This is a genomic window from Streptomyces sp. NPDC000348, from assembly GCF_042898795.1.
Taxonomy (GTDB): Bacteria; Actinomycetota; Actinomycetes; order Streptomycetales; family Streptomycetaceae; genus Streptomyces.
This window is the reverse complement of the sequence record NZ_JBIAZD010000008.1, coordinates 243,742-259,503: the sequence shown is the minus strand read 5'-3', so window position 1 is coordinate 259,503 and position 15,762 is coordinate 243,742. Positions and strand designations below refer to the sequence as shown.

At 73.9% G+C, this 15,762-nt stretch carries 11 protein-coding genes; 7 read left to right on the top strand and 4 right to left on the bottom strand.

Annotated features, from left to right (window positions below; translation table 11 throughout):
• Positions 1-249: 249 nt before the first annotated feature.
• The 5 genes from ppdK to ACFY3N_RS18315 all read left to right on the top strand — a co-directional run bounded on the left by ppdK (position 250) and on the right by ACFY3N_RS18315 (position 8,225).
• The gene (gene ppdK, locus ACFY3N_RS18335; protein ID WP_390817708.1) at positions 250-2,946 is read left to right on the top strand and encodes a pyruvate, phosphate dikinase; all 2,697 of its coding nucleotides are present in this window, start codon (positions 250-252) and stop codon (positions 2,944-2,946) included.
• A 103-nt stretch (positions 2,947-3,049) separates the two neighbouring features.
• Complete coding sequence (locus ACFY3N_RS18330) at positions 3,050-3,433, top strand: hypothetical protein (protein WP_390817707.1); 384 nt, start codon at positions 3,050-3,052, stop codon at positions 3,431-3,433.
• Positions 3,434-3,511: 78 nt separating this feature from the next.
• Positions 3,512-4,225, top strand: a complete 714-nt coding sequence (locus ACFY3N_RS18325) for a CBS domain-containing protein (RefSeq protein WP_390817706.1) — start codon at positions 3,512-3,514, stop codon at positions 4,223-4,225.
• Positions 4,226-4,376: 151 nt separating this feature from the next.
• Entirely contained in the window at positions 4,377-7,019 is a 2,643-nt protein-coding gene (gene adhE, locus ACFY3N_RS18320; RefSeq protein ID WP_390817705.1) for a bifunctional acetaldehyde-CoA/alcohol dehydrogenase, read from the top strand.
• Between the two features lie 540 nt (positions 7,020-7,559).
• Positions 7,560-8,225, top strand: coding sequence for a DUF4389 domain-containing protein (locus tag ACFY3N_RS18315; protein ID WP_390817704.1), 666 nt, complete (start codon positions 7,560-7,562; stop codon positions 8,223-8,225).
• Positions 8,226-8,440: 215 nt separating this feature from the next.
• Here the strand turns inward: ACFY3N_RS18315 and ACFY3N_RS18310 are convergent, their stop codons facing one another.
• From ACFY3N_RS18310 to ACFY3N_RS18295, 4 genes are all read right to left on the bottom strand, one after another.
• Positions 8,441-9,136 carry a response regulator gene (locus ACFY3N_RS18310; RefSeq protein WP_390817703.1) on the bottom strand — a complete coding sequence of 232 codons (696 nt, stop codon included), beginning with the start codon at positions 9,134-9,136 and terminating at the stop codon, positions 8,441-8,443.
• A gap of 147 nt (positions 9,137-9,283) precedes the next feature.
• Positions 9,284-9,493, bottom strand: a complete 210-nt coding sequence (locus tag ACFY3N_RS18305; RefSeq protein WP_390817702.1) for a pyridoxamine 5'-phosphate oxidase family protein — start codon at positions 9,491-9,493, stop codon at positions 9,284-9,286.
• 517 nt (positions 9,494-10,010) lie between these two features.
• The gene (locus ACFY3N_RS18300) at positions 10,011-12,395 is read right to left on the bottom strand and encodes a phosphoketolase (RefSeq protein WP_390817701.1); all 2,385 of its coding nucleotides are present in this window, start codon (positions 12,393-12,395) and stop codon (positions 10,011-10,013) included.
• A 214-nt stretch (positions 12,396-12,609) separates the two neighbouring features.
• Positions 12,610-14,529: an ABC transporter ATP-binding protein gene (locus ACFY3N_RS18295; protein ID WP_390817700.1), complete on the bottom strand. Its 1,920-nt coding sequence runs from the start codon at positions 14,527-14,529 to the stop codon at positions 12,610-12,612.
• 321 nt (positions 14,530-14,850) lie between these two features.
• On the opposite strand from ACFY3N_RS18295, the gene rpmF reads away from it, so the two are divergent.
• Positions 14,851-15,021: a 50S ribosomal protein L32 gene (rpmF, locus tag ACFY3N_RS18290; RefSeq protein WP_390817699.1), complete on the top strand. Its 171-nt coding sequence runs from the start codon at positions 14,851-14,853 to the stop codon at positions 15,019-15,021.
• Between the two features lie 226 nt (positions 15,022-15,247).
• Positions 15,248-15,679: a Fur family transcriptional regulator gene (locus ACFY3N_RS18285; protein ID WP_390817698.1), complete on the top strand. Its 432-nt coding sequence runs from the start codon at positions 15,248-15,250 to the stop codon at positions 15,677-15,679.
• The last annotated feature ends 83 nt before the right edge of the window (positions 15,680-15,762 follow it).

Genomic DNA, 15,762 nt, shown 5'->3' with positions numbered 1-15,762 from the left:
GCCACGACGTCGTGCGGCATGACGCGTCCCCTCCCTGGTCGACCGGCTTGCGGACGTCTTCGGGCCTCCTCCGCGCGAAGGCGGATCCCCAGGGGCCGTGCAGCCCTCTTCCGGGTCCTTCCGGCCCTGCGGGGCGGAGGGCGACGCCGGGTCGGCCGGCCCCCCGGCCGGGACCGCCGGCACCTCGCGGGAAGGACGCCGGTGTTCGACGCTGGAGGTACCAGGCCCCTAGTGGAGGAGCACGGTGTCATGGTCCGTTACGTGTACGACTTCGCCGAGGGCGGCCGCGAGATGGCCGGCCTGCTCGGCGGCAAGGGCTCGAACCTGGCCGAGATGACCCGGCTCGGGCTGCCGGTCCCGCCCGGTTTCGTCATCACCACCGAGGCCTGCCGCGCCTTCCTCACCACCGGCGGAGAGCCCGAGGGCATGTCGCGGGAGGTCTCCGACCACCTGACGGCCGTCGAGGAGGCCGCGGGCCGGCGGCTCGGGCAGCGGGACGACCCGCTGCTGCTGTCCGTCCGCTCGGGGGCCCGCTTCTCCATGCCCGGCATGATGGAGACGGTCCTCGACATCGGGCTCAACGACGATTCCGTCCTCGGACTGGCCGAGGCCTCCGGCAGTGAACGCTTCGCGTGGGACTCCTACCGCCGTCTCGTGCAGATGTTCGGCAGTACGGTCATGGGGGTCGACGCCGGCCTGTTCGAGCGGGAGATGGCCGGGCTCAAGGAGCTGCGGGGCGCCCCGGACGACGTGCACCTGGACGCCGCCGACCTGGCCGGGCTGGTGGAGACGTACAAGTCCGTGATCCGCCGGGAGACGGGCGAGGACTTCCCGCAGTCCCCGGCCGAGCAGCTGCGCCGGGCGATCCTGGCCGTCTTCGCGTCCTGGAACGGGGAGCGGGCGCGTCTGTACCGGCGGCGCGAGCACATCCCCGACGACCTGGGCACCGCGGTCAGCGTGCAGCGCATGGTGTTCGGCAACCTCGGACCCGACTCCGGCAGCGGCGTCGCCTTCACCCGCGACCCGGCCACCGGGCGCCCCGGCCTGTACGGCGACTACCTGCCCAACGCCCAGGGCGAGGACGTCGTCGCCGGCATCCGCAACACCGTGCCCCTGACCGAGCTGGAACACCTGGACCCCGAGTCGTACGCCCGGCTGCGGGCGCACATGGAGACGCTGGAGCGGCACTACCGGGACCTGTGCGACATCGAGTTCACGATCGAGCGCGGCACCCTGTGGATGCTCCAGACCCGCGTCGGCAAGCGCACCGCCGAGGCGGCCTTCGCCCTCGCCGCCGCACTCGCCGACGAAGGGCTCATCACGGCGGACGAGGGCCTCGCCCGGGTGAGCGGGGAGGGTCTGGCCCGGCTGATGTTCCCGCGCTTCGACGCCTCGCGGCACGGCGATCCGCTCGCCCGCGGCCTCCCGGCGTCTCCGGGTGCCGCGGTCGGAGCGGCCGTCTTCTCCTCGGCGGAGGCGGTACGGCGTGCCGCGGCCGGCGAACAGGTGGTCCTCGTCCGGCAGGAGACCACTCCCGACGACCTGCCCGGCATGATCGCCGCGCAGGCGGTGCTCACCAGCCGCGGCGGCAAGACGAGCCACGCCGCCGTGGTGGCGCGCGGCATGGGCAAGGTCTGCGTCTGCGGCGCCGAGGAGCTCTCCGTGGACACCGGGGCGCGGCGCTTCACCGCGGCGGACGGCACCGTCGTCGAGGAGGGCACGGTCCTGTCCGTGGACGGCACCGCGGGCGCCGTGTATCCGGGAACGGTGCCCCTCGTCGACTCGGCGGTCATGCGGTTCCTGGAGAACGGCGGCGCCGGCGAGGGGGCGGCCGGTGTGGTCGACGCGGTGGCCCGTGCGCTGACCAGGGCCGACACCGTGCGGCGGCTGGAGGTGCGGGCCAATGCCGACACCCCCGGGGACGCCGCCCGCGCGCGCCGGTTCGGCGCGCAGGGCATCGGCCTGTGCCGCACCGAGCACATGTTCCTCGGCGAGCGCCGCAAGCTGGTCGAGGAGATGATCCTGGCCGGTACGGATCCGCAGCGCGACCGGGCGCTGGCAGCCCTCCTGCCGCTCCAGCGGGAGGACTTCACGGGCATCCTGGAGGCGATGGACGGCCTGCCGGTCACCATCCGCCTGCTGGACCCGCCGCTGCACGAGTTCCTGCCCGACCGCACCGACCTCGCGGTGCGGATCGCCGCGGCCGAGGCGCGCGGCGACCTGCCGGACGCACACGACGTCGAACTGCTGACCGCGGTGAACCGCATGCACGAGGAGAACCCGATGCTCGGGCTGCGGGGCGTACGCCTCGGCCTGGTGGTCCCCGGCCTGGTCGCCATGCAGGTGCGGGCGATCGGCGAGGCCGTCGCGCAGCGCCTTCTGGCCGGTGGCGCTCCGCGGGCGGAGATCATGGTCCCGCTCGTCGGGGACGTCCGCGAACTGCGGATCGTCCGGGACGAGGTGCGGCGCGTGCTGGCCGAGGTCTCCGAGACGTCGGGCGTACCGGTCGCGTGCCCCGTCGGCACCATGATCGAGCTGCCCAGGGCGGCGCTGACGGCGGGCCGGATCGCCGAGGAGGCCGAGTTCTTCTCCTTCGGCACCAACGACCTGACCCAGACCACCTGGGGCTTCTCCCGCGACGACGTCGAGGCGGAGTTCTTCTCCGCCTACCTCGACAAGGGCGTCTTCCCCGCCTCCCCGTTCGAGACGCTCGACCGGGACGGCGTGGGCCGGCTCGTCCGGATGGCCGTCGCGGAGGGCCGCGCCACCCGGCCGGAGCTCAAGATCGGCGTCTGCGGCGAACACGGCGGGGATCCCGAATCGGTGCACTTCTTCCACACCGCCGGCCTCGACTACGTCTCCTGCTCCCCCTTCCGGGTCCCCGTGGCACGGCTGGAGGCGGGGCGGGCCGCACTGGAGGACACCGAGGTGAGCGACAGCAGGTGAGCAGGACTCTCGGCCCCGGCCCAGGGGCCGACCGCCCCTGGGGCCGGGGCGGGCCGCGCGGCAGTCTGGGGACGTGCCGGAACGATCACGAGGAGTGGAGCACATGACTGCCAAGGACATCGGTACCCGTGGCCTCGCCACCACCGTCCGGGTGCGCGCCGAGGGCGACGTGGACGAGGAGTCCCTCGCCTACATCCGTGAGAAGGTCGGCGCCGCCCTGGACCGTCCCGGCCTGCCGCCCGCGAGCGGCGAGGTGCGCGTCGTCAGGGCCGCGGCCCACCACGTGGAGCTGCCCTGGTCCGCCGGCGCGGAGGTCCGGGTGGGGAACCACCTCGTGGTCGTCCACGCCCGCGAGGCGAGCGCCCGGGAGCTCGCCGACCGGCTGCAGGACCGGCTGCGCGGCACCACGGACCGTGTCGCGCACCGTGGGGACGCCACCCGCAAGGCGGCCACGCCGCCCCCGTGGCGCGGCGGTCCGCAGCGATAGGCGCACTCGGCGCCCGGCCCGGCGGGGAGCCGGGGCCCTGGGGCCCCTCCCCGCCGTGCTCGTGAAGGAGGAACCACCGTGCCCACGCGTACCGTCGGTGAAGTGATGACCGGGAACGTCGTACGGGCCCGCCCGGCGACACCGGTCGAGGAGGTCGTCCGGCTGCTCGATCACCACCGGATCAGCGGAGTGCCGGTGCTCGACGACGACGACAAGGTGCTCGGTGTGGTCTCCGGGACCGACCTCGCCCGCGCGCGGGCGCACCGGGCCGGCCGCGACCCGGCTTCCGCCGTCACGGCGGCGGACGTGATGTCGAGTCCCGCGGTCACCGTGCACCCGGAGCAGACGGTCCCGGACGCGGCCCGGCTGATGGAACGCCGTGGCGTCGAGCGGCTTCCCGTGGTCGACGAGGAGGACCGGCTCATCGGCATCGCCACCCGCCGGGATCTGCTCCGGGTCTTCCTGCGCACGGACGACGACATCCGCCGCCAGGTGACCGGGGAGGTCCTCGCCGGCGCCCTGGGGCTGCCGGCCGGCGCCGTCCGCGTCCTCGTCCGCGACGGTGTCGTCACCCTCGACGGCCGGGTGGAGCTGCGCAGCCAGGTGCCGGAGGCCGTCCACGCCGTATGGCGGCTGGAGGGCGTCGTCGGCGTGATGAACGCCCTGACGTTCCGCGTCGACGACTGCGCCCCGCCCGTCGCGGCCGGCCGCGCGGAAGCCCGGTGCCCCGCCCGGCCGACGGGCGGGCCCGTCCGGGGCCCGGGCCGACAGGCCCTGCCGCCCCGGGCCTGACGGGCTCGGAGGGGGACCTTCGGAGCCTGCCGCGGCACCAGGGCGCGCAGCACAGTGGAGTCAGGGAGGGGCGCCGGTCCCCCGCGGTGCCCCTCCCGCATCGAGACCGCCGTATGTGCGCGGCGGTCCCTGACGACGGAGGCAGACCACCATGACCCGACAGGACTCGCGGACCGCCGCCACGACCGGCACCGAGGCCCCGTCCGACACCGCGGTCGCCGTGGACCGTCTGGTCACGGCCGGCCTCAAGGCACTCGCCGACTACGAGGGGCTCACCCAGGAGCAGGTCGACCACATCGTGAAGAAGGCGTCGGTCGCCGCCCTGGACCAGCACACCGCGCTGGCCCTCCTGGCGGTGGAGGAGACCGGACGGGGTGTGTTCGAGGACAAGGCGGCCAAGAACATGTTCGCGTGCGAGCACGTCACGCACAGCATGGGCGGCATGAAGACCGTCGGGGTCATCGCCCGCGACGACATCGAGGACATGGTCGAGATCGCCGAACCGGTGGGCGTCGTGTGCGCGATCACCCCCGTCACCAACCCGACCTCCACCACGATCTTCAAGGCGCTGATGGCGCTGAAGACCCGCAACCCGGTCGTGTTCGCCTTCCACCCCTCCGCCCAGCGGTGCAGCGCCGAGGCCGCCCGCGTGGTGCGTGACGCGGCCGTCGCCGCGGGAGCGCCGGAGCACTGCGTGCAGTGGATCGAGCAGCCGTCGGTCGAGGCCACCGACACGCTGATGCGGCACCCGGGCGTCTCGCTGATCCTCGCCACCGGCGGCAACGCCATGGTCAAGGCCGCCTACTCGGCCGGCAAGCCCGCCCTCGGCGTGGGCGCCGGCAACGTCCCCGCCTACGTCCACAAGAGCGCGAAGCTGCGCCGGGCCGTCAACGACCTGGTCCTGTCCAAGTCGTTCGACAACGGCATGATCTGCGCCTCCGAACAGGCCGTCATCCTCGACGCCGGGATCTACGACGCGGCGCTCGCCGAGTTCCGCGCCCTCCACGCCCACCTGGCCACCCCGCAGGAGAAGGAGAAGCTGGAGTCCTTCCTGTTCCCCGCCGCCGGCGGCTCGGGCGCCGGCTGCGAACCCAAGGTCAACGCGGCGGCCGTCGGCCAGAGCCCGGCCTGGATCGCGGAGCGGGCCGGATTCTCCGTTCCGGAGGACACCTCGGTCATCCTCGTCGAGGCCGGACGCGTCGGCCCGGACGAGCCGCTGACCCGGGAGAAGCTCTGCCCCGTGCTGGCCGTGCTGCGGGCCGAGGACGAACGGCAGGGCTTCGGCCTGGCCGCGGACATGGTCGCGTTCCACGGCCAGGGCCACAGCGCCGTCATCCACACCGAGGACCGTGAGCTCGCGGAGGCGTACGGCACGCGCATGAAGACCGTGCGGGTCATCGTCAACGCCCCGTCCTCGCAGGGCGCGATCGGCGGCGTCTACAACGGCCTGCTGCCGTCGCTGACCCTCGGCTGCGGCTCCTGGGGGAGCACCTCGGTGTCCAACAACGTCTCCGCCGCCCAGTTGCTGAACGTCAAGCGGGTCGGCACCCGCCGCAACAACCTGCAGTGGTTCAAGGTCCCGCCGAAGATCTACTTCGAGCCGCAGGCCATCCGCTACCTGACCTCCATGCCGGACGTCCACCGCGTCACGGTCGTCACCGACGCCACCATGACCCGCCTCGGCTTCGTCGACCGGATCACGCGGGTGCTGCAGCGGCGTCGTGAGCCGGTGACCGTCCAGATCATCGACAACGTCGAACCGGAGCCCAGCATCGACTCCGTGCAGCGCGGCGCCGGCCTGATGCGGGACTTCCGCCCGGACACGATCATCGCGCTGGGCGGCGGGTCGCCCATGGACGCGGCGAAGGTGATGTGGCTGCTGTACGAGCAGCCCGACATCGACTTCGCCGACATGCGGCAGAAGTTCTCCGACATCCGCAAGCGCGCCTTCCGCTTCCCGACCCTGGGCGCCCTGGCCCGCCTGGTGTGCGTGCCCACCACCTCCGGAACCGGCGCCGAGGTCACCCCCTTCGCCGTCATCTCCGACCCCGCCAGCGGCAAGAAGTACCCGCTGGCCGACTACGCGCTCACCCCCAGCGTGGCCATCGTCGATCCCCTCCTCACCACCGCCCTGCCCCCGGCGCTGGCCGCCGACAGCGGCTTCGACGCCCTCACCCACGCCATCGAGGCGTACGTGTCCGTGTACGCCAACGACTTCACCGACGGCCTCGCGCTGCACGCGATCCGCCTGGTCTTCGGCCACCTGGAGGCAGCGGTCAACGACCGCGACGGCTCGGCGGAGGCACGGGAGAAGATGCACAACGCCGGCACCATCGCGGGCATGGCCTTCGGCAACGCCTTCCTCGGCATCGTCCACGCCATGTCCCACACCCTCGGCGCCACCTTCCACGTCGCGCACGGCCGCACCAACGCCGTGCTGCTCCCGCACGTCGTCCGCTACAACGGCACCGTGCCCACGAAGCTCACCGGCTGGCCCAAGTACGAGAGCTACCGCGCCCCCGAACGCTTCCAGGACATCGCCCGCACCCTGGGACTGCCCGCCGCCACCCCGGCCGAGGGCGTGGAGTCCCTCGCCCTGGCCGTCGAACGGCTGCGCGACGCCGTCGGCATCGAGCCGACGTTCGCGGCTCTGGGAATCGACGAGCGGGCCTTCCTGGACGCCCTGCCCCGGCAGGCCCTCAACGCCTACGAGGACCAGTGCGCACCGGCCAACCCCCGCATGCCGATGCTCGACGACATGCAGGAGCTCATGCGCACCGCCTACTACGGCTGAGCACGGTCCCCGGCGGGCCGCGGAGCCGGAGGGGCGAGGGGCCGCCGAGCCCCTCGCCCCTCCGGCTCCGAGCCGTCCCACGGGACCCGGCGGGACTCCCGCGGGGGCCGGCCCCGGCTTCCCTCACGGCGCACCGGCGGGCCTCCGGCAAGGTCCCCCGGGCCCTGTCGGCACGGGGCGGGGCATCGGTGGCGCGGGGGACGGCAGTGGCCGGCGGGCCGGCCGTCTGTCCGGCTGTTTACGGGCGGTGGGGCCCCTCGGCCCGTCACCGGGGTCGCTCAGCCCCTGCGGGGCCGGGGTGTCCAGGGGACGCTGGACACAGAAGGACCCGGCAGGGAACCCATCGTTCCGGCTCCGGGCGAGTCCGGCACTCCGTTCGAGGAAGGGGTGCGCAGGCTCGGACGGCGCCTCGTCGGCGGGCCGTCGGCGCGGTCTCCGAGGCGGATCCTCCGCCCCGGCGGGCGGGGACGGCCGGCGGCACGACGCCGGCCCCGCCGCTTCGGACCGTGACCGCCCGGAATCCAGAAAGGAACGGCTCCCATGAACACGCACCTCACGCGCCCGGTCCATCCCGCCCGGCTGACGGCGGTGCTCGATGCGCCGCTGTCCCGCTGGCTGTGGCTGGTCAAGTGGCTGCTCGCCCTCCCCCACTACGTCGTCCTGTGCTTCCTGTGGGTGGCGTTCGTGGGAGTGAGCGTGGTGGCCTTCTTCGCGATCCTCTTCACCGGCCGCTACCCGCGCCCCCTGTTCGACTTCAACTCCGGGGTGCTGCGCTGGTCGTGGCGCGTGGCGTACTACGGCTACGGCGCCCTGGCCACCGACCGCTATCCGCCGTTCACGCTCGCCGACGTCCCCGACTACCCGGCGCACTGGGACCTGGCGTACCCCCACGAGCTGTCCCGGGGCCTCGTGCTGGTGAAGTGGTGGCTGCTGGCCATTCCCCACTACCTGGTCCTGGGGATCCTGCTGGGCAGCCCCGACGCGGCCTGGACCGCGGGCGGGCTCATCGGCCTGCTCGCCCTGTTCGCCGGGGTCGCCCTGGCCGTCACGGGCCGCTACCCGCGCGGCGTCTTCGACCTCCTCCTCGGCCTCGACCGCTGGGTGCTGCGCGTGGCGGCCTACGCGGCCCTGATGACCGACGTGTACCCGCCCTTCCGGCTCGACCAGGGGGGCGCGGAGCCCGGGAGGGAGGGGCCGAAGCCGTGACCGCCGCTCTCGTCGCGGCTCGCGCCGGTCCGCCGCGCGAGGGTGCCGGGGTCGATCCGTGGCCGGCCGCCGGGTGCTGCGCGGCGCGGGCGTCCTCACCGCGGTGCCCGGCGGCCGGCCTCCCCGCACCGGGTGGGCGGGCCGCGTCACGTCCACGCGCGTCGGACGCCCGCGCGGAGCCGTGCGGGAGGTGCGGTCCCGCACGGCGCGTCGCGTCAGTGTCCCTGGTCGCGCTTCCGGTCGCGGGCCTGGGTGGCGATGACCGCCGCCTGGACGCGCCGCTCCACCCCCAGCTTGGCCAGCAGACGGGAGATGTGGTTCTTCACCGTCTTCTCCGCCAGGTACAGCCGCTGACCGATCTGCCGGTTCGTCAGCCCCTCCCCGATCAGGTCCAGGATCTCCCGCTCCCGGTCGGTCAGGCCCGGCAGGACGTCGGGCTCCTCGGCCGCCTGCCCGCCGCCCCGCAACCGCGCCATCAACCGGGTCGTCGCACTCGCGTCCAGCAGCGACTGGCCACCGGCCACCGTCCGCACCGCCGACACCAGATCGGAACCCTGGATCTGCTTCAGCACATACCCCGACGCCCCCGCCATGATCGAGTCCAGCAACGCCTCCTCGTCGTCGAACGAGGTCAGCATCAGGCACACCAGTTCCGGCATCGCCGAACGCAGCTCACGGCACACGCTCACCCCGTCGCCGTCCGGCAGCCGCACATCCAGAACCGCCACGTCCGGACGCAGCGCCGGGACCCGCACCAGGGCCTGCTCCGCCGTCGCCGCCTCACCGACCACGGTGATGTCCGCCTCGTCGTCCAGCAGGTCGTGCACTCCCCGGCGCACCACCTCGTGATCGTCCAGCAGAAACACCCGGATCGGGCCACCCGCACGACCGCCCTGCCCACCGACCGCCATCAAAGACTCCTCATGCTCTCTCGGGCTCCACCGGCCATCCTTCCCCGGCCCGGGGACGAAAGGCCAGGAGCGCCCGGCCCTGTGCACGCGTTCCCGCCACGGAGGAGACCGGCCGCACCGGCACGGCGGCGCGCCGCCGCCCGTCGGTCACACGTGTGACCGCTCCGGACGGTAGCCGGTGACGAGTTCCGGGACGACACGCACCACGTGCGCCGTCCCGCCGCCGGTCCAGGGCACCAGGAGGCTCCGGCAGCGGTCCGGTTCCTCCGGGGCCGTCACGCGGGTGGCGGCTCCCGTCACCGCCACGCTCCAGCCGGTGTGCGTCACCCGGTCGATGCCGTCCGCCCGGTGGGCCACCGCCTCCGGGCTCAGCGAGTGCCTCGGCAGAGCGGATCCCGGGTGGGTGCGCAGATGACGGCTCCCGCGTCCACCAGGTGGTCGACGGGCCGGATGGCCGGCAGCGCCCGCTCGGTGAAGCCGACCCGTCCCGGGGACACGCTCGCCGGCAGTTCCGGCGCTTCCTTCCGGCCCACTTCGACCATGCGCGCCCCGGCCGGCGCTCATGGCGCCTCCTCGCGCGGGGTCACCGGACATCCTCCGTACGGCCACGCCCGGTCGGCGGGTCGCACTGCGGGAGCGCTCACGTCCGGCCGTCCTCTCCCGCCCGACGCCTCCGGCCCGCTGCGGCCGGCCGTACGGCGGGGTGAGGCGGTACGGCCGGACCGCGGACCGTGCCGGAGGCGATCGTCCCCGCGCGCTCCGCCGCGCCACGGGCCGGACGCCCCGGGCCGGTGCCGTCCGGCCCTTGTGCGGACACCGGTCCCCGGCCCCGCGCCGGGTGCCCCGCCCTCGCGGGGCCTCCCGTCGGCGCGGGTCAGCCGTCCCAGGACCAGTCGGCGACCTCCGGCAGGTCGGTGCCGTGGACGCGGATCCAGTCGTGGTGGCGCAGCCGGGTGTCCTCCATCCGCTGGCGCACGGCCGCTGCGCGCACCGCCAGGCCCGGGACGCGGTCGATGACGTCCATGACCAGGCGGTAGCGGTCGAGGTCGTTGCGGACGACCATGTCGAACGGCGTGGTGGTCGTGCCCATCTCCTTGTAGCCGCGCACGTGCAGGTTCTTGTGGCCCGTACGGCGGTAGGCGAGGCGGTGGATCAGCCAGGGGTAGCCGTGGTAGGCGAAGACGACCGGCCTGTCCGGCGTGAACAGGCCGTCGTACTCGAAGTCGGTCATCCCGTGCGGGTGTTCCTCGGCGGGCAGCAGCCGGGCGATGTCGACCACGTTCACCACCCGCACCGTCAGCTCCGGGAGATGTGCGCGCAGCAGCCGGGCGGCCGCGAGCACCTCCTGCGTGGGGACGTCACCGGCTGCCGCGAGCACCACGTCGGGCTCCCGCCCACCGTTCTCCGTGCCGGCCCACTCCCAGATCCCGGCGCCCCGCGCGCAGTGCGCCTTCGCCTGGTCCATCGTCAGCCAGTCGAAGCAGGGCTGCTTGCCTGCCACGATCACGTTCACGTAGTCGCGGCTGCGCAGCGCGTGGTCGGCGACCGACAGGAGGGTGTTGGCGTCCGGCGGCAGGTAGACCCGCACCACCTCGGGGCTCTTGTTGAGGACGTGGTCGACGAAGCCGGGGTCCTGGTGGGAGAAGCCGTTGTGGTCCTGGCGCCACACGTGGGAGGTCAGCAGGTAGTTGAGGGAGGAGATGGGCACGCGCCAGGGCAGCCGGCGGGTGACCCGCAGCCACTTGATGTGCTGGTTGACCATCGAGTCGACGATGTGCACGAACGCCTCGTAGCAGGAGAAGAGCCCGTGCCGGCCGGTGAGCAGGTAGCCCTCCAGCCAGCCCTGGCAGGTGTGCTCGGAAAGGATCTCCAGCACGCGACCGTGCCGGTCGAGATGCTCGTCCACGTCGAGGGTGCCGGCCTGCCACGCCTTGCCGCTGGCCGCGTAGACGGCCTGGAGGCGGTTGGAGGCGGTCTCGTCGGGACCGACGAGACGGAAGTCCCGCCGGTCGGCGGTGCCCCGCATGACGTCCTCCAGCAGGCCGCCCAGGACGCGGGTGGGCTCGTGCAGGGTCACGCCGGGCTCGTCGACGGGGACGGCGTACCGCTCCAGCGGCGGCAGGGGCAGTTCGCGCAGCAGCAGTCCGCCGTTGGCGTGCGGGGTGGAGCCGAGCCGCCGGGCGCCGTCGGGGACGCAGGCCAGCACGTCCGGCCGCGGCGCGCCGTGCTCGTCGAACAGTTCCTCGGGCCGGTAGGAGCGCAGCCACGCCTCCAATTGCCGCAGGTGGTCGGGGTCGTCCCGGACGGCGGCCAGCGGGACCTGGTGGGCGCGCCAGGTGCCCTCGACGGGAAGTCCGTCGACCTCGGCCGGGCCGGTCCAGCCCTTCGGGGTGCGCAGCACGATCACCGGCCAGCGGGGGCGTTCGCCGGCGCCCTCCTCGCGGGCCGCGCGCCGGATCGCGGCGATGCGGTCGAGCGCGGTGTCCATGGCCCGGGCCATGGCCCGGTGGACGGCGTCCGGATCGTCGCCGGTGACGTGGACCGGGTCGTGGCCGTACCCCTTGAGCAGCTCGTCGAGTTCGGACTCGGGCAGCCGGGCGAGGACGGCCGGATTGGCGATCTTGTAGCCGTTGAGGTGGAGGATCGGCAGGACCGCGCCGTCGTGGACCGGGTCGAGGAACTTGTTGGAGTGCCAGGACGCGGCCAGCGGCCCGGTCTCGGCCTCGCCGTCGCCGATCACGCAGGCGACGAGCAGGTTGGGGTTGTCGTAGGCGGCGCCGTAGGCGTGGGACAGGGAGTATCCGAGTTCGCCGCCCTCGTGGATGGAGCCGGGCGTCTCGGGCGCGACGTGACTGGGTACCCCGCCGGGGAAGGAGAACTGTTTGAACAGCCGCGCCATTCCGGCCGCGTCCCGCGTGACGTCGGGGTAGGTCTCGGTGTACGACCCCTCCAGCCAGGAGTTGGCGACCACCGCGGGACCGCCGTGCCCGGGTCCCCAGATGCACAGGGCGTCCAGGCCACGGCTTTTGATGACCCGGTTGAGGTGGGTGTGCACGAGGTTCAGACCGGGCGAGGTGCCCCAGTGACCCAGCAGCCTCGGCTTGACGTGCTCCGGGAGCAGCGGCTCGGTCAGCAGGGGGTTGGCCATGAGGTAGATCTGGCCGACGGACAGGTAGTTCGCGGCGCGCCAGTGCGCGTCCAGCGTCCTCAGCTCGTCGCCGGTGAGCGGGGCGGACGCCTGCCGCGTGTCGACGGACATCGTGGGCTCCTTCGCGGATCGGGGTTCGGCCGGGGACGCTCGCGGATCCGCACGTCCGCGCCCGCCTCCGCCCGTCGGGTACCCGACGGGACCGGGCCGGCCCCTCCGACGTGCCACCGGGCCCGTCACCGGGCCACCGGCGCCGACGTACGCGCGGGCGGCCGACGCCGCGCCGGGGCGTCGGCCGCGCGGCGGCCCGGCGAGGGCCTGCCGGTCATGCGGGCCCGGTGCCCGTACGGGGCTGCGGGGGCGCCTTCCGGTCCCGGTCCGGCGCGGGGCCGGCCGGTGCCGGCAGCGCGGTGGGACCGGTTCCCGGGGGGCCGCCGCCGGGGGCCTGCCCGACGGCCCCGCCGAGGAAACCGCCCGACTGGTGCCGCCACAGCTTGGCGTAGGCGCCGTCCGCGGCGAGCAGTTCCCCGTGGGTGCCCTGCTCGACGACGCGTCCCCGGTCGAGGACGACGAGCCGGTCCATGCCGGCGACGGTGCTCAGACGGTGGGCGACGACGAGGGCCGTGCGTCCGTCCATCAGCCGCCACAGGGCGTCCTGGACGAGGATCTCGCTCTCCGAGTCCAGTGCGCTGGTCGCCTCGTCGAGCAGCAGGATGGGGGCGTCGCGCAGGACCGCCCTGGCCAGGGCGACCCGCTGGCGCTGACCGCCCGACAGTTTCACCCCCCGCTCCCCCACCAGGGTGGCGAAGCCCTCGGGCAGCTGACCGGCGAACTCCGTGACGTGTGCGGCCGCGGCCGCCGCGTGGATCTCCTCGTCGGTGGCGCCGGGCCGGGCGAAGGCGATGTTGTCCCGCAGGCTGCGGTGGAACATCGCGGGTTCCTGCGGGACGTAGGCGATCAGTGAGCGCAGGTCGGCCTGGCGCAGCCGGCTGATGTCCTGACCTCCGATCAGGAGGCGTCCGCCGTCGAGGTCCGACATCCGCAGCAGGAGCCGGGTGAGTGTGGTCTTGCCGCCGCCGGACCTGCCGACCAGGCCGATCCGCGCGCCGCCGGGTACGTCCAGGTCGAGGCCCTCGAAGATCGGCTTCGCGCCCGCGTGGGCGAAGGTCACCGCCTCGAAGCGGATGCCGGTGTCCCGCGGCGCGAGCGGTTCGGGTTCCGCCGGGTCCAGCACGGTGGGCGGGTCCAGCAGCAGCTCCGTGAACTGCGCGGCCTCGGTCATCGAGCTCTCCAGACGCCGGTAGATCTGGTTGAACTCGAACATGATCTGGGTCGCGTTGGAGTAGTAGGTGAAAGCGACGACGATCTCTTCCACTCCCTGGCCCGGGCCGCCGAGGGCGACGGCGACCAGCAGGCCCAGCACGTTGGTCAGCACGGACATGGGGGCGACCAGGGTGTCGACGCGCAGGTTGCCGTAGTCCCACGACCTCAGCGTCAGGCGCCGGGAGTCCGCGACCCGGCTGCGGTGCTCGTCGGCCTCCCGCCGCTCGGCCGCGAACGCCCGGATGGTCTCCATGTTCGTGAGGCTGTCGGCCACGTGGCCGGAGACCCGGGCGACCGCCGCCTCACGGGCGTGGACGAGCGCCTGACGGCGACGGATGAGGGGCGCGGCGCCCAGCACGGTCAGCGCGATCATCAGGAGGAGGCCGGCGACGAGCAGCGGTTCGTAGTGCCAGAGCACGACGGCGCCGAACACCAGGGGCACGAGGCTGCCCACGATCCGGTACGTCAGCGTGTCGACGAAGTCCTCGAAGCGCCTGCCGAAGCTCAGCACCCGCTTGGTGAGGGAGCCGGCGAAGTTGTCGTGGAAGAACGCGGCGTCCTTGGCGAGGAGTTCGTCCATGCCGAGCACGTAGAGGTGCTCCATGCCGAGGGCGCCCACACGGTTCAGGCAGTGCTGTCCGATCCGCCACACGGTCTCGGCGAGCAGCAGCGCCGCGCCGAAGCCCAGCACGTACGGCAGCGCCGGGGCGAGGGCGAGGCCACCGTCGTCGGCGGCCTGCCCCGCCAGTTTCGCCACCAGCAGGGGGGCGACGTAGCGGATGCCGATGTTGCCCACGGCCGGCAGCAGCAGCGCGGGCAGGGTCATCCGTCGCAGTCGCAGCATCTCCCGCCCGTAGAGGCGCAGCGCGAGAACGACCGCGCTCCTGCCCGGCGTCGGCCCCTGCGTCTCTGTCGTCGCCATCACACCCCCCGGAGGTCGGAACTCGGAAGTCTTCCGTCGAACGGTGCCGCCGGTCCAGGCATTTACCACGTACGGGCGACAACCGGACACCCGCGCCGTCGTCATCGGGACCTTCTCCGCCGTGCCGACCGTCCGGGTCCGGCGGCCGGCCCGGGAGGGCGGGACCCTCCACAGCTATCGCACATGAAAACCGTTGTCGTATGCTGAGGGCGCCCCGACGCGGCATCACGGCCGACGGCCTCCGGCCCGGTCGGGGCGCTCCCCCTGTCCACCGGCGGCGCGTCCGGCGCCGCAGGACCGTCCCGACCGAGAGGAACCCCCATGGCCGTGCCCAAGCGCAAGATGTCCCGCAGCAACACCCGCCACCGCCGCGCCCAGTGGAAGGCGAGTGCGCCGAACCTGGTGCCGGTCACGGTGGACGGGGTGACCCACCGGGTGCCCCAGCACCTCGTACCCGCCTACCGACGCGGCCTGCTGCGCCCGGAGGACTGACCCCGGCGCCCATCGGTGCCGGCCCGCGGCGGCCGGACCCGCGCACGGCCCTCTCCGCACGGTTGACGGCAGGCGGCGAGCAGGAGTCCGCCGCCGGTCCCCTCCCTCCCCGGAACACCGGCCGGGCCGGTGTTCCGGGGCACGGCCCCGAGGGCGTGACAGCGGCCGTCCGGGCACGGACCCGGCGGTGCCCGGACGGCCCTCACGAGCGACGGGAGACACACTCATGCACGGAAGGGCCCGCGGCGCGTGGCGCACGACCCCGCAGCGAGCCGCAGTCCTCCAGGCCCTGCGCGCCCGCGACGTCTTCGTCTCGGCGCAGAGCCTGCACACGGCCCTGGTCACGGACGGCACGGCGGTGGGACTGTCCACCGTCTACCGCACCCTCCGGCTGCTGGAGGCGGCCGGGCACGTCGACGTGGTGCGCGACAGCGACGGCGAACGCCTCTACCGGCCCAGGCCGGACGAGGGCCACCGCCACTACCTCGTCTGCCGGGAGTGCGGCCTCAGCCTGGCCGTCGACTCCGAGGAGGTCGAGGAGTGGGTGGTGAGGACCGCGCGCGACATCGGATTCCACTCCGTGGACCACACCGTCGAACTCACGGGTGTGTGCGACGGCTGCCGCCCCGGGCCGGCGGACCGCCGGACGGGCGCCTGACCCGCCGGTGGGGCCCCCCCGCCCCCCCCCGGGGGGCCCGGGGGGGCCCCCCGCGGGGGCCCCCCCCCCCCCCCCCCCCCCGC

Bases quoted from the DNA above. Each gene is read 5' to 3' on its own strand.
- ppdK (WP_390817708.1), top strand. From the start codon at position 250: ATGGTCCGTTACGTGTACGACTTCGCCGAGGGCGGCCGCGAGATGGCC.
- ACFY3N_RS18330 (WP_390817707.1), top strand. From the start codon at position 3,050: ATGACTGCCAAGGACATCGGTACCCGTGGCCTCGCCACCACCGTCCGG.
- adhE (WP_390817705.1), top strand. From the start codon at position 4,377: ATGACCCGACAGGACTCGCGGACCGCCGCCACGACCGGCACCGAGGCC.
- ACFY3N_RS18315 (WP_390817704.1), top strand. From the start codon at position 7,560: ATGAACACGCACCTCACGCGCCCGGTCCATCCCGCCCGGCTGACGGCG.
- ACFY3N_RS18310 (WP_390817703.1), bottom strand. From the start codon at position 9,136: ATGGCGGTCGGTGGGCAGGGCGGTCGTGCGGGTGGCCCGATCCGGGTG.
- ACFY3N_RS18300 (WP_390817701.1), bottom strand. From the start codon at position 12,395: ATGTCCGTCGACACGCGGCAGGCGTCCGCCCCGCTCACCGGCGACGAG.
- ACFY3N_RS18295 (WP_390817700.1), bottom strand. From the start codon at position 14,529: ATGGCGACGACAGAGACGCAGGGGCCGACGCCGGGCAGGAGCGCGGTC.
- rpmF (WP_390817699.1), top strand. From the start codon at position 14,851: ATGGCCGTGCCCAAGCGCAAGATGTCCCGCAGCAACACCCGCCACCGC.
- ACFY3N_RS18285 (WP_390817698.1), top strand. From the start codon at position 15,248: ATGCACGGAAGGGCCCGCGGCGCGTGGCGCACGACCCCGCAGCGAGCC.